The following is a 23,068-nucleotide window of genomic DNA, read 5'->3' as shown; positions in this document are numbered from 1 at the left end:
GAAATTAGGGGAGGAATCTGATGCAGAGGTGCAGAAGCATTGTTACGATGATGACGAATGGTATTGTGATCACTTTTTTGGCGGACTTTACACGTGGAGTGAAGCCTTTGGTTTGCCAAGGACGTGTGATACGGTTCCTACCGGGAACAGTGCCGAATGTCCTGATACGATTTGGACTACAGCGCAACTCAATAATGGGTGGCAAACAATCAAAAGAAGCCTGTGGAAAGGTTTGTGTCCAAAAGGTTGGCATATACTTACTCAAGATGAATGGGTAACGGCTGGAGTTCAGCAAATTACAGGCTCTTTGGTTGATGATTTATCCAAGTCCACATGGTGGTATGAAAAGAGCGCTAACAACAAGACTGGAACCTCTCTTTTGGCCGCTGGGTATGCTGAAGATGACCCAATTAAACAAAGAGGTGATTCTAGTGTATATCTACACGAACGAACGGCATTCTGGCTTAGTAGTGATGTATACGGTATAGATTCTATTGGGTCAAATATTGCAATGTCAAGGCTAATTACCGCCCATCACTTGGTTAATAAAGCCTCTGTGAGTGTAAATCGTTTCCGCAAGACGGCGGCGTTGTCTATTCGTTGCATAACGGATTAAACTATAAACGGTCTAAAGCGACAAGGAGTATGTATGTTTGGCGGAAATAACAAGGGAAAGAGAGCTGCGAACAAGAAGAAGGGGTATAAACACGAAAAGGGGAACAACCCCTACCGTATTGAACAGCTTGGCACCCGTCTAATGATGGATTTTGCGGTATAAATTCCACATTCCATATTTCACATTGCTTGGTTTGTGGGTGGTGAAAATTTTTACAGGAGATAATGGTATGAAGTGTGTCAAGGGTCTTGGTTTCTTGTGGGTGGCGGTGCTCGCGGCATTCTTCGCCCTTTCCGCCTGTGACGATTCGTCGTCGGCAACTGAAGACAACAACGAAACATCTGCTGTTGAGTCGTCTTCATCGACGACCGTTAATAAAGACAAATCGTCAGAATCTAAAACGGGGGATGAAATTTCCTCGTCCGATGAGCAAGATGCTGGAAATACAATAGAACACTCTAGTTCATCTCGAAAGACCACTTCAAAAAGCGAAAGTTCGTCAAGTGTTTTTGATTCTGAGTCTTCTAGTAGTGAAGGAGAAGTTTTTTCATGTACTAAGGAGGGGAATCGTGTAAAAATAGATGGCATTCCGCATATTTGTGAAAATGGAGTTTATGTCTTATACATTGCACCGAGTTCCTCGAGTCTCTCTTTGCATGCAAAGGACAGTATAAAGCACCCTGATGAAATATTTCTTGATGGAAAGAATTTTTCTTTTTATATTGATAGTAGAGATGGTCTTGAAAAAAAATATACTGTTCTTAGGGAACATACGTCTTCGGGCGACACATTGTATGTTTTTGTTGATAACCTAAATTATGGAAAGCAGGTATTGTCATCGGAATTAGAATTTGATGATAATATTGTTGAAAAATATTGCTACAACGATGATCCCTGGTATTGCGACAACCATTATGGAGCTTTATACACTTGGAGCGAGGCGATGGCTTTGCCGAAAGATTGTGAGTCATTGTCACAGGAAGACTCCCGATGCCAAATCAAAACCAGTAAAAAAGGGGGACACCAGGGAATATGTCCCGATGGTTGGTTTGTCATGACGGTAAACAACTGGAGTGATGCTCATCATGACGATTATGGGATGTCACGTTCCTCTTTAAGTTATGCAGGAGATTTGCATACTTATTTAGGACTCATTTATACGGGCCATTTGCAACAATTTGGGAAAGATACTGCGGAGTATGAGTCAATATGGGAATCTGCATATTTTTGGAGCGCCTCTGAAAATACATCCTCTGACAAGGCAACGGTTTTTTTCACCTATAATTCAATGTACGAACAAACGGATTATGATAGAATTGTTTCCAAAAGAAATGCATATCCTGTCCGTTGTGCCAGGATAGTCGAAGAAGCAGAGTAGTCTTAAACGAGTTATAGAAGAAGGTCTAAATCCCCTTCGGGTAATCATTCCACACCCCACACTACACATTACACACCCGCGTCTGCGTTAGGGGGCGTCGCACCGCCACGCGGTGGCGAGACGCGCAAGCGGCTCGATGAGCCGAGCGTGCTCGGCGAGCAGCACCCGCCCCGGCCCCGTGCCGGGGAACGCCCTGTTTTTACATTAGGCAGACTACAGGTTGTCCAGAATTCTCAGCATTTCCGCAGGGGTGACGACTTTCGGGTGTTGCGGAAAATGCTTCTGGTTGCCCGTGACCAGAAAAGTTTCATCGGTCTTGTTCTTCTCCATGGCGACCTCGAAAAACACCACATCTTTCGGATCGGGAAAATCGCCAACGAGAGTTTCAACGGCAGCAAGGTTCACGCCGATGGATTTCAGGCGAGAAATCAAGAAATAGACGGTTTCTGCTGGAAAATGAAACTTCTTGCGCGACAGCACTTCATTTGCCTGCCCGCGCCTGTGCGATTTCGGCGTTGATTTCTTCAAGGGACATGTCGGCGACTCCTGCATCGGCGGCGGACTGCGAAGCCTGCTTCATGGCTTCAAGGACATCGTCGGGTGCGGTCGGGCGGAGTTTCATGCTGAAAGGGATGCCGTTTTCGAGAATGGTGCGGGCAAGGAACATTCGGACGGCTGTCGGCAGGTCTATACCGAGTTTCTCAAAAATGCTCCCTGCTGCGGAACGGGTCTTTTCGTCCACCCTGACTTGTAGTAATGTGCTCTGCATGGCATACCTCCGTATTTATAAAATATACAAATGTATTCTGTGTGCATGCAAGTGACTTTAATGTTAATATATAATTTTTTAGGCTTTATAGGTTAATTTTCTCAAAAAATACGGAGAAATTAGCCCATTTCAGGACCCTCACACTCCACACTCCACACTGAAATCGCGTTAGGGATAGTCACCCGTAAGGGCCGAGACTACAGGCTCGGCGAGCGAAGCGAGTATAGCCCGCCCCGGCCCCAGGCCGGGAAACGCCCAAATGGTCGTGATGCATCGTTTTCACTATGCGTTTCATGCATACTGAGCATGAAAATTTGGTATTTTGCGGGGTTTGCGCATTTATTTATATTAAAGGCGTAGATAAAAAAGGAACAAACCATGAAACTAGGGACGATTATGACGATGCTTGGTATGGGTGCGGTGCTTGCCGCGTGTGATTGCTGCCCGCAGGGCGAGGCAAAGGCACTTTCGCAGGACAAGGAACTGCGTGCCGTGATGGACAACTTCACGCAGAACGAGGTTCCGGCGGCGACTCCGCTTGTGGAAAAGCGCGAGGTGGAGTTGATTCGCCTGGTGTCGCTTGTGACGCAGCAGTCGGGCGCTCTTTTGCAAGAAGAAGTGGCGACGGCGCTTGCGCAGGGGCTTGCTCCCGAAGAAATTCTCGAGGCGATTTACCAGTGCGCCCCCTATACCGGGTTCCCGCGGACAGTGGATGCGGTGGAAATTGCCCGCAGCGTGTTCAAGGCGAAGAACGTGAAGGTGGACGAAAACCGTGCGACGGTGACGGCGCAGTCCCGCCTGGAGGCGGGTGCCGACGCGCAGGGAACGCTGTTCGGCCAGAGTTTCCGCGATATGGCGAAGAACGGCAAGAGCGGTATGCCGACCATCAATTACTTCCTTGCGAGCAACTGCTTTGGCGATTACTACACCCGCAAGGGGCTCGACCTGAATACCCGCGAACTCTTGACGATGGCGATTCTCGTGAACTTGGGAACGGAACCGCAGCTCAAGGCGCATATCGGCGCGAACCTGAAGATTCGCACGGCCGAATACGTGGAACAGGCGATTTACAACTGCTTGCCGTATTGCGGTTACCCGCGCACGCTGAACGCGTTGCGACTGCTCAAGGAAGCGGTGGCTGAGACGAAGGTCGCTGAGCCTGCCGAAGCGACGGCAGGTGCGACGGGTGCTGGGGTTGCTGCCGCAAAATCCATGCCAGGCAAGGACTGGAGTGTGTTCCCGGTGGGTAAGCCGAACGACGCCTACGCCAAGTATTTCGTGGGCAAGAGTTATCTCGACATGATCAGCAAGGAACAGGTGGGTGTCGGGAACGTGACTTTTGAACCGGCGTGCCGCAACAACTGGCATATCCATCACGCAAAGAAGGGCGGTGGCCAGATTCTCATTGCGACGGCGGGTCGCGGCTACTACCAGGAATGGGGCAAGCCGGCGGTGGAACTGAAGCCCGGCGACGTGGTGAACATTCCGGCTGGCGTCAAGCATTGGCACGGGGCGGCTCCGGATTCCTGGTTCCAGCATTTGGCGATTGAAGTTCCCGGCGAAGGAACAAGCAACGAATGGCTTGAGCCCGTGAGCGACGAAGACTACGGGAAGTTGAAATAATGTTTGCCAGAATTCTCGCTTGCGCATTTATTGGCCTTATGACGGCAGGAACTTTTGCGGCGGCACCTGCGCCCGACGGCTTCGTGCTTATCAAGGGCGGAACTTTCAACATGGGAAGCCCCGCAAACGAGGACTGGCGCGTCAACGACGAGACGCTGCACAAGGTGAAGGTCTCCGATTTTTACCTGGGTAAATACGAGGTGACGCAAAAGCTTTATCGCGAGGTGACGGGCGAAAATCCTTCCAGTTTCAAGGGTGACGATTTGCCTGTCGAAAACATCACGTGGCTTGATGCGGTTCGTTTTTGCAACAAGTTAAGCGAACGCGACGGACGCACTCCCGTTTACGCTATCGAAGGCGATGCGGTCAGCTGGAATCGCGAGGCGAACGGCTACAGGCTCCCCACCGAAGCGGAATGGGAATACGCGGCCCGGGGCGGCACGACCACGCCGTTCTACACAAAGAAGGCTCCCGGTGCCGACGACGTGAATTTTTACGGGCATTATCCGTATCAAATTGAGCAGAACTATTTCAACGACGAGGTTCTGGAAACACGTCCCGGTGTTTACCGCGGGAACACGCTCCCCGTGGGCAAATTCAAGCCCAATCCCTTCGGGCTATACGACATTTACGGGAACGTGGGCGAATGGTGCTTTGACTTTTACGGCGATTACGGTGTTTCTGCGGGCTCGACAAGCGTGACGGTCGATCCGGCGGGCAAGCCTTCGGGCACGAGGCGCGTGCATCGCGGTGGCGGCTGGAACGATTTCGGCAAGAACCTCCGCAGCGCCTATCGCGGTGCCATGCAGCAATCCAGCAAGAGTTACAATGTGGGGCTCAGGCTCGCCATGAATGCGGGTGCAGGCGTCAAGGGAACTTTTGTGACCCAAGAAGCGGCGGGCTTTAAGGGCGAAAAGGCGCAGGCGGCGTCGAACACGAAAGGGGCTTCCCGCGCGCTAATCGTTTTCTATTCCTGGAGCGGGAATACCCGCGGTGTCGCCCGCGAAATCAAGAAGCAGACCGGTTTCGACATGGTGGAACTTGAACTGGTGAAACCCTATTCCGACGACTACAACACCGTCTTGAAGCAGGCGCAGAACGATCAGCACAAACAGGCGCGCCCTGCCCTCAAGAAAAAGCCCGACGCAAAGAAGTGGGCCGACTACGAAACGATTATCATCGGTTACCCCAACTGGTGGGCGAGTATCCCGATGCCTATCGCGACTTTGCTCGAAAGTTACGACTTTGCGGGCAAGCGGATTCTGCCGTTCTGCTCCCACGGTGGTGGGCGCTTTGGCCAGAGCATTACCGCGATTGCGAAGCTCGCGCCCAACGCAAAAATCGGCGAGGGCCTTTCGGTGCATTATTCCGGCGGTTCGAGTCTCTCGAAAGATGTGGCCAAGTGGCTCGAGAAAAACGGCGTGAAGACGAAATAATAGAACATGCTTTGACATTTTTTTCTTGAAAAACGGCGATATTGGCGAAAATAATACAAATAGAACGACAAATTTATGGATTTTGGGAGTTGAATTCCCAAAATCCATAAATTTATGTATATTATATACATGTTTAAGCGAGAATTGACCGAATCTCTAAAGGGCATGGCCCAGAAATACCCCGTCGTGACCCTTATTGGGCCACGACAGTCCGGTAAAACGACGCTTGCTTGCCAGACGTTCCCGGAGTACCGCTATGTAAACCTGGAACAGACTAGCATGCGGCTGATGGCCAAGGAGGACTCTCGCGGTTTTTTGGCTTCCAACCCGCCGCCTCTGATTATCGACGAGGTGCAGCGTTGCCCGGAACTCTTGAGCGAAATCCAGGTTGTCAGCGACTCCCTGAACCGGAATGGAGCGTTCATCCTTACGGGGAGCCAGCAACTGACCTTGATGCAGGGTGTCTCACAGACTTTGGCGGGGCGAACTTCAATTCTTACGCTTCTTCCGCTTTCGTTGCGGGAACTGGCCCTTGCCGGAATCGAGCAAAAGAGGGATGAATGCCTCTATTTTGGTGGCATGCCGAGAATATTCGATAGCCACATAGAACCCAACATCTATTATCGCGACTATTTCCGCACGTATGTGGAGCGGGATGTCCGTGACCTTATCCGCATCAGGGATTTTGACAGGTTTGATATTTTCGTGAAACTCCTGGCTGGGCGGGTAGGGCAGATTTTGAATACGTCTTCTCTTGCAGCCGACGTGGGCGTGTCGAACAAGACCATCGCCGAATGGATTTCCGTTTTGGAAATTTCAAATGTCGTTTTCAAGTTGAGACCGTGGTTCGGCAATGTGGGGAAGCGCTTGATCAAGTCTCCCAAGATTTATTTTACCGATACTGGGCTTGCGGCGAGGCTCTTGGGAATTGAAACCCCTGAGCAGGTGGCGCGAGACCCCCTGCATGGTAATTTGTTTGAAAATCTTGTTATTCTTGAAACTTTAAAATCTGCATGGAATCAGAACATGCCGACGGAGTTCTTTTATTTCCGTACAGAGTCCGGGACCGAATTGGATTTGCTGTTCAAGAACGAAGGTTGCTGGAATGCGGTCGAGATAAAGTCTTCGTCGACAGTCAATACGGACTACTTCAAGAATTTTACGAAGGTCGCGTCGATTCCAGAATTTGAAAGCATGAAAAAAATCCTTGTCTATTCCGGCGATAATATTGAGAACTTCAAGGGATGCCGTTGCGTAAATTACAAGGATGCTGGAAAAATCGTTGGCAGGTAGTAAGTTTTCTGTGATGAGTTTTACTTGATATGCCTATTACAGCAAAAATCCGTATGCCGCTTGATATCGCGATGACGGTCGCGACGCTCGTGCTGATGGGTGGCAATTATTTCTTTGAATCGACCGCCGTTCACGAGATTTTGGGCGTGGTGCTGCTTGTTCTGTGGGCGGTGCATATCACGCTGAACCGGCGGTTTTTTCTTTCGCTGTTCAAGGGCCGCTACAACGCATTCCGTATTCTGCAGGCGGTCGTGAATTGCGGGATTCTTCTGTGCGCGATTTTCCTGATGGTGAGCGGAATCATGCTTTCGAACCACGTGTTCGCCTGGCTCGGGATTGAATCGGGCGCAAATTTTGCCCGCACGGCGCATCTGCTTGCAAGCCACTGGTATTACGTGTTCATGTCGCTCCACATCGGGTTGCATGTGAGCTTGATTGCAAACCGCTTGGGGCTTGCGGGCGCTTTCAAGTCAAAGGCGGCGCTTATCGCAACCCGCGTGATTGCCGCTCTCGTGGCGGGCTACGGAATTTACGCCTTCGTTATTCGCGGGCTTTGGAAATACATGTTCCTGCAGCAGTCGTTTTTCTTCTTTGATGCGGAACGCGGTTACGCACTATTTTTCGCGGACTATATTGCCATCGTCGTGCTGTTTGCCGTTGCGGTGCATCTCTTTAATGCAATAATTTCAAGCCGACAATCCCGGATAAGATAAGCAAAACGCAAATGGCTTTCGGGATAGAGAAATGCTCATGAAATAGATAAACGCCCAGGGCGAACGTTCCCACCGTGCCTAGTCCTGTCCATATCGCATAGGCGGTGCCGAGCGGCAGTTTCTTTACGGCGAGCGACAAGAATACGGCGCTCAAAAGGAAACCGATTACCGTGATGACTGAAGGGACTGTTTTGGAAAAGCCCTCCGAGTATTTCATGGCGCAGGCCCAAACCACTTCGAGAACGCCCGCCACGGCAAGCATAAACCATTCCATTTCTTTACCTCCAGGAATCTTTATCTTCAAAGACCTAACGATAAAGAATGCGTGTTCCCCTGTTACCCGGTGGCAGCAGGGCGCGGTTCAAATTATGGAACAAAGATAGTTATTCCGCCAAAAAAAATCTATCTTATTCAGCGATGAGGTTCGTTAAACAAAATGTTTCTTCGATGATTGCGGTCGCGTTGTTCGCGATTCTTGCTGCCGTTGTCGAAGGTTCTTTTGTTTACGATTACGGAACCGAAATGGGGCGGGCTTCGGAATATGGCAAGGTCTCCGCCGACAATGTGCATGCCGAAAGTCCGCTGTTCCTGTTGCGGGAATCGACAGCCGAGGCCATGCAGTTTACACGCAGGTCGGGCCAGCAGGTGTCCTTGCGTGCATCGCGCGGCAACGGCCTTCAAGGGGACGGCGGACGCGGTTCGGCAACGTTCAAGCAGGCAACTCCATTTCCGACTAAGATCGCGCGGCCAACTGTTTGCGCCCAATGCGGCTTCCCCTTGCCGCTAGTTTATCAGAAATCAAAAGAGTATTACGTTTATACGCTAGAGCGAATGCTCTGTTAGCAAGTTCTTTCTCCAAGCCTTAAACACTGGTAAATGGCCGCGGCCCTTACCGGGTGCGCGACATCATTCATTTAAAAAAAGAGAAAGAACATGGAAAACATTTCCAAGATGGAGATGGCTAACGCCCTCTTCAACAAGCCCTATATCAAGACCGAAAAGAAGTTTTTCGGTTTCAAGACCAATGTCACCTACACCAGGACGAATTCACCCGTTGTGGGAACTTGCCTGGATTACAGCCCTACGGAGGGCCAAAAGGTCAAGGAAATTGTCGAGGCTTCTCCAAGCGCCCTGGATGCGGTCGTTCAAAAAAATGGCCATCCGAAAACAGGCGACAACGGGAACTTCCGCCTGAATCTCTGCTATTCGCAGGACCGCGAATTTGCGGCACTGCACCTGCAGCAGTTCTCGGGATTCGAGTACCATACCGTAGGTGAAATCCGTTTTGCCGAAGGTGAAGAAGCGCATAAACTTCTCGCCGTTTTCGTGAAATAGACGGACATATCGTCAAAAAGGCTCCCTCGGAAAAACGAGGGGGCTTTTATTCAATTCTTTATTACTTTGTGGCTAAAGTCTCGTTCATGCTGCCGCTGCGGAAGCCCTGCAGGTCTAGCGAGATGTAGGTAAATCCGATTTTCTTGAAGGCTGCGAGAATCTGGTCGCGCTTTTCTAGGACTTTGTTGAAATCTTCGGGCAACACCTCGATGCGCGCGACGTTTTCGCCGTGGATGCGCACCCGCAGTTGCTTTATTCCCAATGCCCGCAAGAAATCTTCGCCTTTTTCTACCATGCGGAGTTTCTGTTCCGTGATGGTTTCGCCATACACAAAACGGCTGGAAAGGCAGGCAAACGAGGGTTTTTCGGCGGTCGGCAAGTTCAACTGCCTGGAGAGTTCCCGGATATCAGCCTTTGAAAACCCGCAGTCCCGCAGGGGGCTCCTGATTCCCAGTTCGGCGATGGCGCGGTGGCCCGGCCTGTAATCGCGATTGTCGTCGGTGTTGGAGCCTTCGCAGATGTAGCGGAGCGAAAGTTCGTCGGCGACTTGCCCGATCAGGCCGAATACTGATTTTTTGCAGAGGTAGCAGCGGTCCTTGGGATTCTGCACAAAGCCTTCGATTGAAAGTTCGTCGTGTTCGCGGACAACATGGGCGATGTTTTCGCGGGCGCAAAAATCCTCGGATTCCCGCAGTTCCCTTTCCGGGAAGGATCTCTGCCGTATGGTCACGGCAACGGCGCGGTCGCCCAGTGCGTCGTGGGCGACTTTCAGCAGGAACGTGGAATCCACGCCGCCAGAGAATGCTACCGCGACGCGGTCCATTTCGCGCAAGAGGTTTTTCAGTTTTTCAAACTTTTGGTTCAAGCTTTCCATATAAAGTAAAATACAAAATTGCGGTTTGACAATTCACTTTTAGTGCAGTTTCTTCTCGACCGCTTTCTGGATTTCGCGGATGGAAACGCCCGCCTTGTCGGCACATGCTTTCAGGTCGTCAAATTCGGGTTTGATTTTTTCGATATCGCCCAAAACGGACTTCTTGACGCGAACCTTGCCGAATTCCGTTTCGACTTCGAAGGTGTTGCGGGCCATGCAGGTGCGTTTTACGGGGAAACGGCGCACGCCGACGGTCGATGTATGCAGGAAAATTGCTTTCTCTACGGCGGCCAGGTGCTCGCTGTCGGCGAGGGCGCACAGGAGAGTGCCCATGCGGTTCTTTTTCATGTAGCAGGGGATAAAATGGACGTCGCGGGCTCCCGCCTCGAAGAGCTTGTCCATGGCGTAGCCTAGTTCTTCGGGAGTAGAATCGTCGATGTTTGCTTCAATCTGGAAAACGTTGCAATCTGCGGGGGTGCAGCCTGTGGCACTGGATGTTGCGTCGCCGCCTTTGTCGCTTGCGCAGTCCTCGATGATTTGTGCCCGCAAGAAATTTGCTCGCCCGAAATCGCGCTTGCCAAGACCCACGCCCGATTTTAAAATCTTGTAACTTGCGGGGAGAGTTTCTTGTGTCCGCAGAGCCGCCACGATGCCCGCTCCCGTTGGGGTGACCATTTCCCCCTTCGTTTCGGTGATGTGAAGCGCGAAGCCCGCTGCTTCTGCAATGTGCGCTACCGCCGGAACGGGAATCGGCAACTGGCCATGTTGCGTTTCCACAAAGCCAGAGCCTTCGTTGAGCCCTGTAACGATGCAGTTCTCTATACCAAGGTCATCGGCAAGGACGGCGACCGCCAAGATATCGACGATGGAATCGACGGCACCCACTTCGTGGAAATGGACTTCTTCTACGGGCACGCCGTGAGCCTTTGCCTCGGCTTCGGCGATGATGCGGAAAATCTTTTTTGCGGTTTCAAGGGCGCGGGGAGTGACTGCCCCTGCATTTGCGGCGCGGTCCAGAATCTCGTAAACCTCGGACAAGTGCCGATGTTCGTGATGATGCTCGTGCTCATGGTGATGATGATGATGATGCTCTACATACCCTTCTTCGTGAGAATGCACGTGGTCAGCATCGTGGCCGTGAACATGCACCGCAAAAGAAAGCCCTGCAATGCTGTAACTCTTTGAATTCTCCACATGGACTTGGACGCCTTCTAGGCCGAGCCCCGCAATCGCCGCGTCCAGTTTTTCGCGTGATGCGCCAAGTCCAAGAAGTGCGGCAACCGTCATGTCGCCGCTGATACCGCAAGAGCCGTCGAGATAGAGATATTTCATAAAAATAGTGATTAGTGGTTGGTGGTTGGTGATTAGGGATGACGGGTAAAAACTCGATTATTTTATTTGTAGCATGCGGAAGGCGGCGATGGCCGCCCCGAAACCGTTATCGATATTTACCACCGTCACGCCCTCGGCGCAGGTGTTGAGCATGGTGAGTAGCGCGCTAATCCCGCCGAAGGATGCCCCGTACCCGACCGATGTGGGCACGGCAACCACGGGCGCTTTCACGAGTCCTGCAATTACCCCGGGGAGCGCACCTTCCATTCCAGCAACAGCGATGACCACCGATGCCTTGCGGATTTCCTCCACCTTCGAAAGCAGGCGGTGCAGCCCCGCAATCCCCACGTCGTATTGGCGCACGACCTTCACGCCGTTAAATTCCAGAGTCTTGGCGGCTTCTTCGGCGATAGGCAGGTCCGCCGTTCCTGCGCAACAAACAGCCACCGACCCGAGTTTTGCAGCCGTTTGCGCCGCCTTGCCGCCGGAACGCCCGCGCTTTTGTCTGGTAGGCGTTTCATCTGCCAGTGAAATCGTCCGGGAAAGTTCGTCGTAGCAGATTTTCTCACCTGCATTTGCGATGAATTCCGCCTGTTCCTTGCTGCATTTGGTCCCTAATACGCGGCAGCCCTTGTCCCGGAACTTTCTAAGAATTTTCAGGAGATGTTCAGACGTCTTGCCTGCGCAATAAACGGCCTCGCTGGTGCCTGTGCGCGATTCGCGGCTCACGTCCAGCTTGGCAAAACCGAGGTCTTCAAAGGAATCTTTTGAAACAAACTTTTTCATACTTCTAATATATCACTTAGAGTTAACTCTAAGGCAAATAAATTTTTCTAAAAATCAATAAGGTTTCCACTTGTCGGCGTCTTTTTCTGCGCCAACCTGGAACTTGGAAGAAGGGGCCACAAAATCGATGTCGTCGGCTGCGGGGGAGTCGGTTTCGGCTTTCGTCGCTGTGGTTTGCGCAGTCTCGGATTCCGTCGCGGGTGCAGTCGAATCTTGCGGCGCGATGTTCGGGGCGTTTTCTGGGTGGACTTCTTTCAAGGCGCGCCCCTTGTAACGCCTGGCTGCCAGGAGACCCGCTTCGAAGAGCAGGTACGTCGGGACTCCGAGCAACAATTGGCTAACAACATCGGGGGGAGTGAGGAGGGCCGCCAGCACAAGGATTGCCACCACCACGTAGGGGCGCTTGCCGCACACGGTCTCGTAATTCACGATGCCCGCACGGATAAGCGCGTAGGTCACTAGCGGGAACTGGAACATGCATCCGAACGCAAGGGAAAGCCAGAGTGCGAGTGTTACCAGGTTAGAGACGCCGAATACGGGTTGCAGAGTCGTGCTTGCAAAGCTCATGCCGAACTGCACAATCAGCGGGAAGCAGACGACTAGGCAGAAGGCGACGCCCGCGATAAACAGCCCGCTGGTCATGGCCACGATGGAGCGGATGAAGCGCTTTTCGTTGTCGTATAGGGCGGGGAGCACGAACTGCCACATGTTCCAGGCGATGTAGGGCGAAAACAGCACGCAGTCCAGCAGTGCAGAAATCTTGAGCTGCAGCAGGAACACTTCCATCGGGGAAAAGTAGTGGAGCGTGACGCCGCCCTGCAGGGCAATTTGCTTACAGAACCAGTCCAGAACGTAGGGAGAAACAAGGAACAGGGGCACGATGCCGATGGCAAGGGCGACAATAGAACGCAAAAGCGCCCGACGGAGCGCTTCCAAATGCGAAATCAGCGTAGCCTCTTGATCCTGTTTGCTAGTCATAGTGATTAGTGGTTGGTGGTTAGTGATTAGGATTTATAATCGCGGCGAAGCCGCCCTGCATACTAACCACTGTTTACTGATCACTTTTCTCAGCGGCTTTTTCCACCGTCTTCTGCAGGTCTTCGGCTTCTTCCTTCAGGGCATCTTTCGCCTTCTTGTACTCGTTCTGGGCCTTGCCCAGGGAACGTGCAAGTTCAGGGATGCGTTTTGCCCCGAACAAAAGGAGCACCACGACCACAATCAGGATTATTTCTGGAATTCCAAGGGACATATTTTACCTGCCTTTTCTTAGAAATATAACATAATCCGCGACGGTGACGAGAATTTATCTACGGCGCCATCGCGAACTAGGCTACAGTTCGATAATCCTGTATTTACGGTTACCCATCTTCAGCTTTTCCATGGCGGGCAGCTGGTGCAGGCCTTCGCGGGTCTCGATGCGTTCCTTGAGGTCGTGAAGTTCCTTGGGCGGGAGCTTGTAAACCATGTCAACGCTGGCCTGGTCCACCGCCACGATGTCTGTGGAGGCGAGAATTCCGATGTCGCGGCACTTGGGTTCCGCTGCAGAAAGCCCTGCGCAGTCGCAGTCTACGGACATGCGGCGTAGCACGTTAATAAAGCAGATGTGACCCTTGAAAAAGTCGCAGGTGGCCTTCGCGGAATCGGCCATGGTTTCCATGAACAGGGCTCCGCTGGTTTTCCAGCCCGCCGTGCCGCCCGCTTCCATCTTGGTGGGGCCGCCCTTCACGTATTCGTGAATCATCTTCTTGCCCAGGCGTCCGCCCGCGCAACCGATGGCGATGTTCTTCATGGAGCCGCCGTAACCGCCCATGGCGTGGCCCTTGAAGTGAGTCAGCACGATCATGGAATCGTAATTCTTGATGTGTGCGCCCATGGACATTTCCTTGAAGATGAGGCCGTCCTTTACGGGGAGCATCACTTCGCCGTCTTCGTCCATGATATCCACGTCGCAGAAGGTCCAGCCGTTCACCTTGAGGGTTTCGCGGTGCTGTTCGGTAGTGTAGCGGTCGCCTTCGTACCAGGTGTTGGTCTCTACAATCTTGGAGTTGGGAACCTGCGCCTGGAATTCCTTGACCCATTCCCGGGGCAAAATATTGGGGCCGTTCTTTTCGCCGGTGTGGAGCTTGATGGCGACACGTCCGGTAATGCCCTCGTTGATTTTCTTGTACAACTTAATGAGGCCTGCGGCACTCAGGTCCTTGTGAAATAGACGTTGGAAACGTCCTTTCCGGGTTCCTTCTGTTCCATGGATTTCCCTTTCGCGAAAGCGGGTGTGAATACGGCGGAAGCGAGTGCTGCTGCGCCTGCGGTTTTTAAAAAGTCTCTTCTATCCATAGTTTACCTTGAGCCTGTCATTCTGGAGAACCGAAGGTTCGATAGAATCCAGGCAGTTGCTTATTTAGTGGTTGGTGTGGACCTCGGCCTTGGCGAGGGTTTGGGCCTTGTACTTGCGTGCGATAATCATCACCGCCCATACGGACGTGATAAATGCCGACATGGCAACACCCACCGTTGACATTTCCCGGACCATCTCGGAAACACCTTCGGGGCTTGTGGCAGCGGTAAAGAAGGGGTAACTCCACATGAGTTCTCCGTTCATGACATGGTCGATAATCAGGACGCCTGTTACGAGCCAGAGCATACGGGCAAGCAGGCGCAGGCTTTTATAGAAGGGCTGCGGAACGCCGGAAACAGCGGCTTCCAGGTTCCTGGATTCACTTTTAGACTTGTCGGTCTGTTGCAACACGAGGGTTGCGATGGTGGTGACGACCGCTTCGGCCATGGGCACGACAAAACAGCACATAAAATCTCCTTTTGAAAATGTTCTATAAGAAATATAATACCTAGAGTTTACTCTAGGTGTTGAGTTTTTGTGAAAAAAGTTGAAAAATTTTATTTAGAGTTAACTCTAACTCTATCATTTGGGCGAAAATATTTATATTTTGTAAACATGACTTACTCTATAGGCGATGTTGTCAAGAAAACAGGGCTTTCTGCCTACACCCTGCGCTACTACGAAAAAGAGGGACTGCTTCCCTTTGTCAAGAAGAACGCCTCGGGCGTACGAGCTTACAGCGACGAAGACCTTCGCTGGCTTACCATGATCGAATGCCTCAAGGATTCGGGACTGCAAATCAAGGAAATCCGCCAGTACATCGAGTGGTTCAACGAGGGCGATTCTACGCTTGCCCAAAGGCTGTCCCTTTTTGAAAACCGCCGCAAGATTCTTGAAAAGGAAATGGCCCGCCTTACGGTGGTCATGAACAAGATTCGCTACAAGGAACTGCTGTATCGGGAAGCGGTTCGGGTGGGGAACCTGGAAATCGCCACCAACGAAAGGCGGTTCATGCAGCTGAAGAAAAAGTTGTTCGAATCCCCGGACGATTTTGACAAGTAAAATTTTAATAAGGAAACATTTTATTTTAAGCAAAAAACAAAGGAGTTTATGATGAAGGTCGTTTTATTCAATGGAAGCCGTCGCGAAAAGGGCTGCACATATACGGCGCTGAGCCTCGTAGCCGGCGAACTCAAGGCCGCAGGCATCGAGACGGAAATCTTCTTCGTGGGTGGCCGCGTGTTGAAGGGAGAAACCGACGCCGTGGTTCACGAAGCCAAGGAAATCCTTAAAACGGCCGATGCCGTCGTTTACGGCTCTCCGGTGTACTACGCATCCCCGAGTGGCGAGATGCTGATGTTCCTGGACAGGCTTTACGGCATTGCCGAAGCGGAACTGCTCTTTAAGCCGGCGGCAACCGTTGCTTCTGCCCGCCGTGCAGGGACCAGCGCTACTCTTGACGCTCTGAACAAGTATCCGGCATTTGCGCAGCAGCCCATGGTGGCGTCACGCTATTGGAACATGGTTCACGGTTCTAGCCCTGAAGATGTGCTGAAGGATGAGGAAGGCGTGCAGATTATGAAGGAACTGGGCCGCAACATGGCGTGGATCCTGAAGAGCATCGAAGCGGGCAAGAAGGCTGGCGTGGTGCAGCCCGTAGCCGAAAAGAAAATCTTCACGAACTTTATCCGCTAGAATGGGAACGATGCGCTTGCGTTTTGCGAAGAACAAGAAACTCATGATTACGGCGATTATCTTATCTGTACTTTTTATTTTGGGAGACGTGGGCGTGTTGTTCTTATCGCAGGCGAGCTTCGGCCATATTCCACAAGGCAAGCGCCTTGAACGTATCAAGCAGTCTCCAAATTACGACGGCAAGCAGTTCGTGAACGAGGTCGAGACCGTCACCATGACGGGAGACAGGAGCGTGTTTGCCGTGTGGAAGGATTTCCTGTTCGGTGACAAGAGTCAGACCGTTCCCGATACCGCGATGAATGTTATTAAGACTGACCTGAAATCGCTGCCGCTGGACCGCGATTGGATTGTGTGGTTCGGGCATTCCTCGTACCTGCTTAATTTATCCGGAAAGAAGGTGCTGGTGGACCCGGTTTTTTACCAGGGCTCGCCGGTGAGTTTCGTGAATAAGATGTTCAAGGGAACGGATGTTTACAAGCCCGTCGACATGCCGGATATTGACTACCTGGTAATTACGCACGACCATTGGGACCACTTGGATTACCGGGTGGTGACGGAACTGGAACCCCGTGTAAAGCGCGTGGTAACAGGCCTCGGCGTGGGCGAGCATTTTGAATACTGGAAGTATCCCGTTGAAAAACTTACGGAACTCGACTGGTGGGAATCTGTTGACCTGGGCGAAGGCTTTAACGTGACGGCGACTCCGGCAAGGCATTTTTCGGGCCGCGATTTGCACCAGAATAAGACTCTGTGGGCGTCGTTCGCGTTCAAGTCTCCCAAGCGCACTATATGGATTGGCGGTGATTCGGGTTACGGCCCGCACTTCGAGAAAATCGGAAAGAAATTTACCGACATCGATTTGGCGATTCTTGAAAACGGGCAGTATAACAAGGACTGGTCGCTTATCCACACCATGCCGGAATACCTGGGCAAGGAAATGGTGGAACTGGATGCAAACCGCTACATGACGGTTCACCACTCCAAGTTCTGCCTGAGCAAGCATTCGTACACGGAACCGCTGGAAAATGCGAAACGCGCCGCCCAGGAATCGGGCAAGCCCGTGCTTATGCCGCAAATGGGTGAGGTCGTGTACCTGGAGTAAACCGACAATCGCTTTGTTTACATTACGATTCTTTGCTTTGAATCAGGCTCATCAAATAGAAACTGCCGAATGCAACAATGTCGGCAGCAACAATGGTGGAGCCAACGGGTGTACCTGCAAGGATAGCCACTAGAATTCCAATTAGCGAGCAAGCCACCGAGATAACGGCTGCTGCGACCGTTACCGAAAAGAAACTCTTGAAAATGCGCATGGCCGAAAGAGCTGGGAACACCACCAAGGCAGACACCAGAAGCGCCCCCACCAGATTCATGGCAAGCACGATAATGACCGCAACGACAACGGCAATCAGCAGGTTGAAAAAAGCGGTATTCACGCCGGTCGCCTGGGCAAAATTTTCGTCGAAGGTGATGGCAAAGATCTTGTGGTAAAACAACACAAAAATGGCCAGCACGACAACGGAAAGGACTACACAGAGATACACCTCCCCTGCTTTCAATGTAAGAATGGATGTAGAACCAAACAAGGTGGTGCACACATCGCCCGAAATATTCGCCGATGTAGAAAACAGGTTCATCAACAGATAACCAAGAGCAAGCGCCCCAACCGAGACCATGGCGACTGCGGCATCCCCCTTGATGCGAGCGTTCTTACCAGTGCAGAGCAAGAGGATGGCGACTGCAACTGTCACGGGCAAGATAATGAGCATGTTGTTTGTGACCTTGAGTACTGCGGCAATGGCAAGGGCCCCGAAGGCCACATGTGAAAGGCCGTCACCGATATAGGAGTAACGCTTGAGTACCAGGGTCACGCCCAAAAGCGACGAGCAGAGCGAAACCAAGACGCCTACGATAATGGCGTAGCGCACAAAGGGGAAATCTAGGTAGAAAAGAAGTTTGTCAATCGGCATACCACACTGTCATCCCCGCCCCGGAACAAAGTCCGGGGTAAACTCCGGCGGGGATCTCCTTGGCTTAATGGTTTTATCTTTCTTTAATTGAAATTTTATTGAAATCCATGACGCGGGTGGCATCGTCCAGGGCGGTATCCACGTCGTGGGTTACCATGACGACAGTCATTCCCTTTTGGTGCAGGTCTTCGATAACGCGGTACATGGTTCCGGTAGATTCAGGGTCTAGACCGGTAACGGGCTCGTCTAGCAAGAGCAGGCGTTCGGCGGCGCACAGGGCCCTCGCCAGCAGTACCCGCTGCTTCTGGCCCCCCGAAAGTTCGCGGAAGCAGGACTTACGCAAACTTTCGGTTCGGGTGAGCGCCATGCATTCCATGGCGCGCTCCCGGTGCGCCGACTTGTAAAAAGGCAACAGCCGGTGTTTCCCCTGAAAAGCCGACAGTACAATCTCTTCGACAGAAGCGGGAAAGTCCTTCTGTACCACCGTCATCTGTGGCAAGTACCCGATTTGATTGCGGTTAAGACCGCTACAGAGTTCAATGCTTCCCGACTTGGGCGAAAGAAGGCCGGCAATTCCCTTCAGGAACGTGGTCTTGCCGGAACCATTATGACCTACGATACAAAGGTAATCGCCTTCGTTGATATCGTAATCCAAATCCCGGACCAGATCCTTGCTGCCGTAACCTAGCGTCAGCTGGCGACATTTGAGCAATGGGGTATGAGCCGTAAGCTCGGTCGCCTGAGGCTCCCTTTGAGAATTCTGGCCAAGATTCTTTTTCTGTATTTTTTCCTTACTCATCACTCACAACCCATTACTCATAACTCATTACTTAATCGCTTTTTTCAAAACTTCCAAATTATCTCGCATGATGGAGAGATAGTCTGCCCCAGCCTTTATCTGTTCGTCTTTCACCGACTGCATGGAATTCAGCATCAACACTTCGGCGTTTTTCGAATTCTTGCTCGCATTGAGAATGGCACGGGCGATTTTTCCATCGCTGCCATCAATGGTAAAAATGGCAGGCAGGGCAAGGGAATCCATTTTACCCGCAAGGAAGGTTATCGTCTCGAAACTGGCCTCACTTTCGGCAGAACAACCCACAAATGCAGCATAATACTTAATGCCATAATCGTCCACCAGGTAACGGAAGGGGAAACGGTCACCGAACAGGATTGTCTTGAGCGTTGCATTTTCCATTGTGGCACGATACTGGGCGTCCAGCGCACTGATTTTTGCAATGTAGAGTGCCGCATTCATGTGGTATTCCGCGGCATGAGCCGTATCCAGTTTTGCGATGGACTCTGCAAGAGCCTTTACCAGTATTTCGGCGTTCTTCAGCGATAGCCAGATGTGCTCGTCGTTTTCGACTTCTTCCTCTTCGTCGTGATGGTGATGTCTTTCAGCGTGTTCGTGGTTCTCTTCTGCGTTTTCTTTCGTCTCTCGTCTCTCGTCTCTCGTCTCTCCCTGCATGCCCTCTACGACTTCCTCTTCCTTCACCCGGTTTCCCAAGACCTTCATCATGTTTACTTCTATGCGCCCTTCTTTCGGGGTCGCCGCAAGAGCCTTCTCAATCCATTCGTCGGATTCGCCGCCTACATACACCACCATGTCAGCACCTGCAATGGCCGCAATATCCTGAGCCGAAGGCTGATAACTGTGCAGGTCAGCGCCGTTCTTGATGAGCAATTTCAAGTCAACCGCATCGGCACGTCCGCCAAGAACGTTCTTGAACCAGTCGTACTGCGGGTATGTCACGGCAATAACAGAAATATCCTTCGCTGCACCCTCGGTCTCGGATTTTGTTCCGCAAGCGGCCAGCAACAAAGTCACGGCGAGGAACGCCTTGACTACAAATCCCTTAAACATGGCGCCTCCTTGAGTGGCGAGGCCTTCCGGAGCAGCCTGCACAACGGCCAAGCAACACCGACTGCTGCTGATCCAGTTCAAAACCGCTTACCCGCTGCACGGAAAGCTGCAACATCTTGAGAGCGGGGCCGTCCAGGTGAAAGAACTTGCCGCAATCCTTACAGACCAGGTGCATCTTGGCTTCGCAACGTCCAGGACCCGTATAGCGGTATTGCAATTCGTTGTTCTCGGCAGCACCCACAATCTGGATCAGTCCGGCTTTTTCGAGCCTGGAAAGGTTCCTGTAAACGGTGCTCAGCGAGATTTCGGGCAGGCTCTGGGCTATTTCAGACGCCTTGAAAATCCGGTCCGGATTGCCTACCATAAAGTCCAGAATCTGCTGCTTTGACTGGGTCTTGTATTCCATCTTTCCTCTATTTGCACGATTTGCGAATGATTCGCAAATTAAAATATAGTCAATTTGCGAATGATTGTCAATTCTGTATTTTTTGGGATTTTTACCCTACAGGGCCGAATCCAGCACCATCATGAGCGTGAAACCCACGGCAAAGAGGATGGTGCCGGCATCAAAATGCTCTCCTTCGCTGACTTCAGGGAGCATTTCTTCGATTACGACATAAATCATGGCGCCTGCCGCAAGCGAGAGCAGGTAGGGCATGAACGGCGAGAGCGCCTCAGCCGCAAGCAGCGTGATTAACGCGCCTACGGGTTCTACGGCTCCGGAGAGCGCTCCCAAGGCGAAAGCCTTTTTGCGGGAAGCCCCTTCGGCCCGGAGCGGGAGCGAAACCACCGCCCCTTCAGGGAAATTCTGGATGGCGATGCCTATGGCAAGCGCAAACGCACCCGAAAGCGTGATGGCGACATTCCCCGAAAGCCAGCCTGCGAAAACGATACCGACAGCCATGCCCTCGGGCAAGTTGTGCAAAGTTACTGCTAGCGTGAGCATGGTCGTGCGCTTGAGTTTTGCCTTAGGGCCTTCGGGAGTGGCGCTGCCCAAATGCAAGTGCGGCGTTATTTTATCCAAAATATACAGGAACAGAATGCCGGCCCAGAAACCGACCGTTGCCGGGATGAACGCCAGTTTGCCCATGGATTCGCTGGCGCTGATAGCGGGCAAGAGCAGACTCCAAACGGAAGCTGCCACCATGACGCCCGCCGCAAACGACAGGAGTCCGCGCTTGAGGTTTTGCCCCATCTGCTTCTTCATAAAGAAGACGCAGGCGGCTCCGAGAACCGTCCCTAAGAATGGGATGGCAAGACCTTGGGCGATTTGTAAGACAGTCTCGTTCATACTTTGAAAGATAGCATAATGCGTATCAGTGTGTCGAGATTTTCTCTAGGTCCTTGATGTCGTGGCTGTGACCGTGCTTTGCATCGGAAAAGACATGGTTGTGCAAATGGGAATGCGTAACAACGTGCGTATGGGTTATGCCGCCATGCGTGTGCGTGAAAATATGCTGATGCATGTGCGAATGTGAGCGGACAAGCGTATCGCAGACCACAAAAATGGTACCGGCAATCATGACCAGGAACGCCACGATGTATTGCAGCGTGATTTTTTCGTTCAGGAGCACGACAGAAAACAGGACGCCGATAAAGGGCGCGAAGGCGTAAAAGGCGCTGGTCTTTGCTGCCCCCAGGTATTTTTGTGCGCGGATGTAGGTGAAAATGCTCAGGCCGTAAGCCACAAAGCCGAGCAACAGGGCGAACGGGATGAATTTTGCGGCGAAGTTCAATTCGCCTGTGGTAAGCGAAACGACGATGGAACCTATTCCGGAACAGAGGCCTTTTATGGTCACAATCTGGTATGTGCTTTTGTCCGAAATTTTGCGGGTGCAGTTGTTTTCTAGCCCCCAGCAGATGGTCGCGCCGAGAACAAAGATGGAGCCGATCGAGAAATTAAATCCGTCGACATTTTCAAACGAGAGAATGAAACTGGATGTCGTTATAAATAAAATGGCAATCCACAAACGCTTAGACACCTTTTCTCTAAAGATGAACAGCGCAATCAGCGTTGTCGCGACGATTTCGAAGTTCCCGAGCAGGGAGGCGTTGCTGGATGTTCCGTACTTGACGCCAAACATGAGCAATATGGGTGCGGCGATGTCGAGCAGGACCATGCCTAGCGTGTAAGGGAAATCTTTTTTGCAGAGCCGTTCCGATTGGGGCTCGCGCCTGACATGGAACAGGTAGAGGATGCCGATGCCGAGCCCTGCGCCAATATAGAGCAGCCCTGCCATGAATACGGGCGAAATGTGGGCCAGCAGCATTTTGGAGCAGGGAACATTCAGTGCATAAAATGCGGCTGCCGCTATAGCATAACCAATCGCAATGACATTCTTGTCCATGATTTAAATGTAGAATTAATTTGAAGATATCCCGTATGGTTTTGTCAGGTAAACAAGCGCCGTGGTGAGCGTGTAGTCGGCAAGGAGTGCGGCACCGAGGCCCACGATGGAGAGCAGGCCCACGTTGTGGAGCGCGCCCATGGGGCTAAAGATGAATACGAAGAACATTGCGCAAAGGATGAAGGTGATCAATATTCAGTTGATAAACGAGTTGGAACAAGAATAGGGCTAACTTTTTTTACGCTAACTAAGTTAAATAGGCTGAACTAAATTAGAAAAATTCTAACAATGTTAGTCGCACGGAAGCCTTACAGGACTTGGGTTCGAAGTTTGTCTGTTAGTTTGTATGTAAGTTGCTTTTGAATGAAATTTTAGGTAGATTATTAAGCAAGGAACAACAAAGCTTTAATGGAGATCCCCGACCAAGTCGGGGATGACATTAGGGCGAAACACAAGGAGTAAACTATGTCCGTATGGAAAAATGAAAAGTTCTGGTGTGTGATGGCAGGCGTGGTTGGCCCGACTATCATCAAGAAGATTCTCAAGGCTCCCAAAACTCGCGAATATGCCGTCAAGGGACTTGCCGAAGGCATGAAGATTACTGCCGACGCCAAGGCCGCCTTCCAGGATATGAAGGACGAAGCCGCAGACATCTGCAACGACGCGAAGAAAGAAGCGGAGAAATAGACGAAAGACGA

General features: G+C 51.7%; 30 protein-coding genes. 12 read left to right on the top strand and 18 right to left on the bottom strand.

What is annotated here, in order from left to right:
* Positions 1–616: hypothetical protein (locus IKB43_00890; protein MBR2468702.1), on the top strand; the 616-nt coding region annotated here is incomplete at its 5' end.
* A 229-nt stretch (positions 617–845) separates the two neighbouring features.
* Entirely contained in the window at positions 846–1,994 is a 1,149-nt protein-coding gene (locus IKB43_00885; protein MBR2468701.1) for a hypothetical protein, read from the top strand.
* 213 nt (positions 1,995–2,207) lie between these two features.
* On the opposite strand, the gene IKB43_00880 is transcribed toward IKB43_00885, so the two are convergent.
* The gene (locus tag IKB43_00880) at positions 2,208–2,522 is read right to left on the bottom strand and encodes a hypothetical protein (GenBank protein ID MBR2468700.1); all 315 of its coding nucleotides are present in this window, start codon (positions 2,520–2,522) and stop codon (positions 2,208–2,210) included.
* Positions 2,476–2,763 (bottom strand): type II toxin-antitoxin system RelB/DinJ family antitoxin, encoded by a 288-nt coding sequence (locus tag IKB43_00875; protein ID MBR2468699.1) that lies wholly within the window; start codon positions 2,761–2,763, stop codon positions 2,476–2,478. Before IKB43_00875 ends, IKB43_00880 begins: the two co-directional genes overlap by 47 nt.
* Positions 2,764–3,141: 378 nt before the next feature.
* Here IKB43_00875 and IKB43_00870 point away from each other — a divergent pair, with 378 nt between their 5' ends.
* From IKB43_00870 to IKB43_00855, 4 genes are all read left to right on the top strand, one after another.
* Complete coding sequence (locus IKB43_00870; protein ID MBR2468698.1) at positions 3,142–4,386, top strand: carboxymuconolactone decarboxylase family protein; 1,245 nt, start codon at positions 3,142–3,144, stop codon at positions 4,384–4,386.
* Positions 4,386–5,822, top strand: a complete 1,437-nt coding sequence (locus IKB43_00865) for an SUMF1/EgtB/PvdO family nonheme iron enzyme (protein ID MBR2468697.1) — start codon at positions 4,386–4,388, stop codon at positions 5,820–5,822. Before IKB43_00870 ends, IKB43_00865 begins: the two co-directional genes overlap by 1 nt.
* Positions 5,823–5,951: 129 nt before the next feature.
* Entirely contained in the window at positions 5,952–7,115 is a 1,164-nt protein-coding gene (locus IKB43_00860; protein MBR2468696.1) for an ATP-binding protein, read from the top strand.
* A 29-nt stretch (positions 7,116–7,144) separates the two neighbouring features.
* Complete coding sequence (locus tag IKB43_00855) at positions 7,145–7,828, top strand: DUF4405 domain-containing protein (GenBank protein MBR2468695.1); 684 nt, start codon at positions 7,145–7,147, stop codon at positions 7,826–7,828.
* On the opposite strand, the gene IKB43_00850 is transcribed toward IKB43_00855, so the two are convergent.
* Positions 7,788–8,102: a multidrug efflux SMR transporter gene (locus tag IKB43_00850; GenBank protein ID MBR2468694.1), complete on the bottom strand. Its 315-nt coding sequence runs from the start codon at positions 8,100–8,102 to the stop codon at positions 7,788–7,790. The two genes, IKB43_00855 and IKB43_00850, sit on opposite strands and share 41 nt — an antisense overlap.
* A gap of 143 nt (positions 8,103–8,245) precedes the next feature.
* On the opposite strand from IKB43_00850, the gene IKB43_00845 reads away from it, so the two are divergent.
* Both IKB43_00845 and IKB43_00840 read left to right on the top strand, forming a co-directional pair.
* On the top strand, positions 8,246–8,671 hold the full coding sequence (locus IKB43_00845; GenBank protein ID MBR2468693.1) for a hypothetical protein: 426 nt from the start codon (positions 8,246–8,248) through the stop codon (positions 8,669–8,671).
* 90 nt (positions 8,672–8,761) lie between these two features.
* Complete coding sequence (locus IKB43_00840) at positions 8,762–9,163, top strand: hypothetical protein (protein MBR2468692.1); 402 nt, start codon at positions 8,762–8,764, stop codon at positions 9,161–9,163.
* 61 nt (positions 9,164–9,224) lie between these two features.
* On the opposite strand, the gene larE is transcribed toward IKB43_00840, so the two are convergent.
* The 8 genes from larE to IKB43_00800 all read right to left on the bottom strand — a co-directional run bounded on the left by larE (position 9,225) and on the right by IKB43_00800 (position 14,958).
* Positions 9,225–10,037, bottom strand: coding sequence for an ATP-dependent sacrificial sulfur transferase LarE (larE, locus tag IKB43_00835; protein MBR2468691.1), 813 nt, complete (start codon positions 10,035–10,037; stop codon positions 9,225–9,227).
* A 39-nt stretch (positions 10,038–10,076) separates the two neighbouring features.
* The gene (gene larC / locus IKB43_00830; GenBank protein ID MBR2468690.1) at positions 10,077–11,369 is read right to left on the bottom strand and encodes a nickel pincer cofactor biosynthesis protein LarC; all 1,293 of its coding nucleotides are present in this window, start codon (positions 11,367–11,369) and stop codon (positions 10,077–10,079) included.
* A gap of 57 nt (positions 11,370–11,426) precedes the next feature.
* The gene (larB, locus tag IKB43_00825; protein MBR2468689.1) at positions 11,427–12,155 is read right to left on the bottom strand and encodes a nickel pincer cofactor biosynthesis protein LarB; all 729 of its coding nucleotides are present in this window, start codon (positions 12,153–12,155) and stop codon (positions 11,427–11,429) included.
* A 54-nt stretch (positions 12,156–12,209) separates the two neighbouring features.
* Positions 12,210–13,133 carry a twin-arginine translocase subunit TatC gene (tatC, locus tag IKB43_00820; protein MBR2468688.1) on the bottom strand — a complete coding sequence of 308 codons (924 nt, stop codon included), beginning with the start codon at positions 13,131–13,133 and terminating at the stop codon, positions 12,210–12,212.
* Positions 13,134–13,206: 73 nt separating this feature from the next.
* Positions 13,207–13,404 (bottom strand): twin-arginine translocase TatA/TatE family subunit, encoded by a 198-nt coding sequence (gene tatA, locus IKB43_00815; protein ID MBR2468687.1) that lies wholly within the window; start codon positions 13,402–13,404, stop codon positions 13,207–13,209.
* Between the two features lie 81 nt (positions 13,405–13,485).
* A complete protein-coding gene (locus IKB43_00810; GenBank protein MBR2468686.1) occupies positions 13,486–14,325 on the bottom strand; it encodes a DUF362 domain-containing protein in 840 nt (279 codons plus the stop codon).
* A 20-nt stretch (positions 14,326–14,345) separates the two neighbouring features.
* The gene (locus tag IKB43_00805) at positions 14,346–14,489 is read right to left on the bottom strand and encodes a twin-arginine translocation signal domain-containing protein (GenBank protein MBR2468685.1); all 144 of its coding nucleotides are present in this window, start codon (positions 14,487–14,489) and stop codon (positions 14,346–14,348) included.
* A gap of 64 nt (positions 14,490–14,553) precedes the next feature.
* On the bottom strand, positions 14,554–14,958 hold the full coding sequence (locus IKB43_00800; protein ID MBR2468684.1) for a hypothetical protein: 405 nt from the start codon (positions 14,956–14,958) through the stop codon (positions 14,554–14,556).
* A 147-nt stretch (positions 14,959–15,105) separates the two neighbouring features.
* Here IKB43_00800 and IKB43_00795 point away from each other — a divergent pair, with 147 nt between their 5' ends.
* The 3 genes from IKB43_00795 to IKB43_00785 are packed head-to-tail and all read left to right on the top strand — an operon-like array spanning position 15,106 to position 17,287.
* Complete coding sequence (locus tag IKB43_00795; protein ID MBR2468683.1) at positions 15,106–15,552, top strand: MerR family transcriptional regulator; 447 nt, start codon at positions 15,106–15,108, stop codon at positions 15,550–15,552.
* A gap of 51 nt (positions 15,553–15,603) precedes the next feature.
* Positions 15,604–16,185, top strand: a complete 582-nt coding sequence (locus tag IKB43_00790; GenBank protein ID MBR2468682.1) for a flavodoxin family protein — start codon at positions 15,604–15,606, stop codon at positions 16,183–16,185.
* Positions 16,186–16,228: 43 nt separating this feature from the next.
* Positions 16,229–17,287, top strand: coding sequence for an MBL fold metallo-hydrolase (locus tag IKB43_00785; GenBank protein MBR2468681.1), 1,059 nt, complete (start codon positions 16,229–16,231; stop codon positions 17,285–17,287).
* Between the two features lie 22 nt (positions 17,288–17,309).
* On the opposite strand, the gene IKB43_00780 is transcribed toward IKB43_00785, so the two are convergent.
* The 7 genes from IKB43_00780 to IKB43_00750 form a co-directional block, all read right to left on the bottom strand.
* Positions 17,310–18,155 (bottom strand): metal ABC transporter permease, encoded by an 846-nt coding sequence (locus tag IKB43_00780; GenBank protein MBR2468680.1) that lies wholly within the window; start codon positions 18,153–18,155, stop codon positions 17,310–17,312.
* Positions 18,156–18,228: 73 nt separating this feature from the next.
* Positions 18,229–18,954, bottom strand: coding sequence for an ATP-binding cassette domain-containing protein (locus IKB43_00775; GenBank protein MBR2468679.1), 726 nt, complete (start codon positions 18,952–18,954; stop codon positions 18,229–18,231).
* Between the two features lie 27 nt (positions 18,955–18,981).
* Positions 18,982–20,022 carry a zinc ABC transporter substrate-binding protein gene (locus IKB43_00770; protein ID MBR2468678.1) on the bottom strand — a complete coding sequence of 347 codons (1,041 nt, stop codon included), beginning with the start codon at positions 20,020–20,022 and terminating at the stop codon, positions 18,982–18,984.
* Positions 20,015–20,428 (bottom strand): transcriptional repressor, encoded by a 414-nt coding sequence (locus IKB43_00765; GenBank protein MBR2468677.1) that lies wholly within the window; start codon positions 20,426–20,428, stop codon positions 20,015–20,017. The genes IKB43_00770 and IKB43_00765 overlap by 8 nt, the downstream gene beginning before the upstream one ends.
* 96 nt (positions 20,429–20,524) lie before the next feature.
* On the bottom strand, positions 20,525–21,313 hold the full coding sequence (locus IKB43_00760; protein ID MBR2468676.1) for a ZIP family metal transporter: 789 nt from the start codon (positions 21,311–21,313) through the stop codon (positions 20,525–20,527).
* 25 nt (positions 21,314–21,338) lie between these two features.
* Positions 21,339–22,370 (bottom strand): DMT family transporter, encoded by a 1,032-nt coding sequence (locus IKB43_00755; protein ID MBR2468675.1) that lies wholly within the window; start codon positions 22,368–22,370, stop codon positions 21,339–21,341.
* A 15-nt stretch (positions 22,371–22,385) separates the two neighbouring features.
* Positions 22,386–22,538 carry a hypothetical protein gene (locus IKB43_00750; GenBank protein MBR2468674.1) on the bottom strand — a complete coding sequence of 51 codons (153 nt, stop codon included), beginning with the start codon at positions 22,536–22,538 and terminating at the stop codon, positions 22,386–22,388.
* A 297-nt stretch (positions 22,539–22,835) separates the two neighbouring features.
* Here IKB43_00750 and IKB43_00745 point away from each other — a divergent pair, with 297 nt between their 5' ends.
* Entirely contained in the window at positions 22,836–23,057 is a 222-nt protein-coding gene (locus IKB43_00745; GenBank protein ID MBR2468673.1) for a DUF1490 domain-containing protein, read from the top strand.
* Positions 23,058–23,068 lie beyond the last annotated feature (11 nt).

This window comes from Fibrobacter sp., assembly GCA_017503015.1.
Classification (GTDB): Bacteria; Fibrobacterota; Fibrobacteria; order Fibrobacterales; family Fibrobacteraceae; genus Fibrobacter.
The sequence above is the reverse complement of the archived record's forward strand: the minus strand, read 5'-3'. Positions and strand labels throughout refer to the sequence as shown.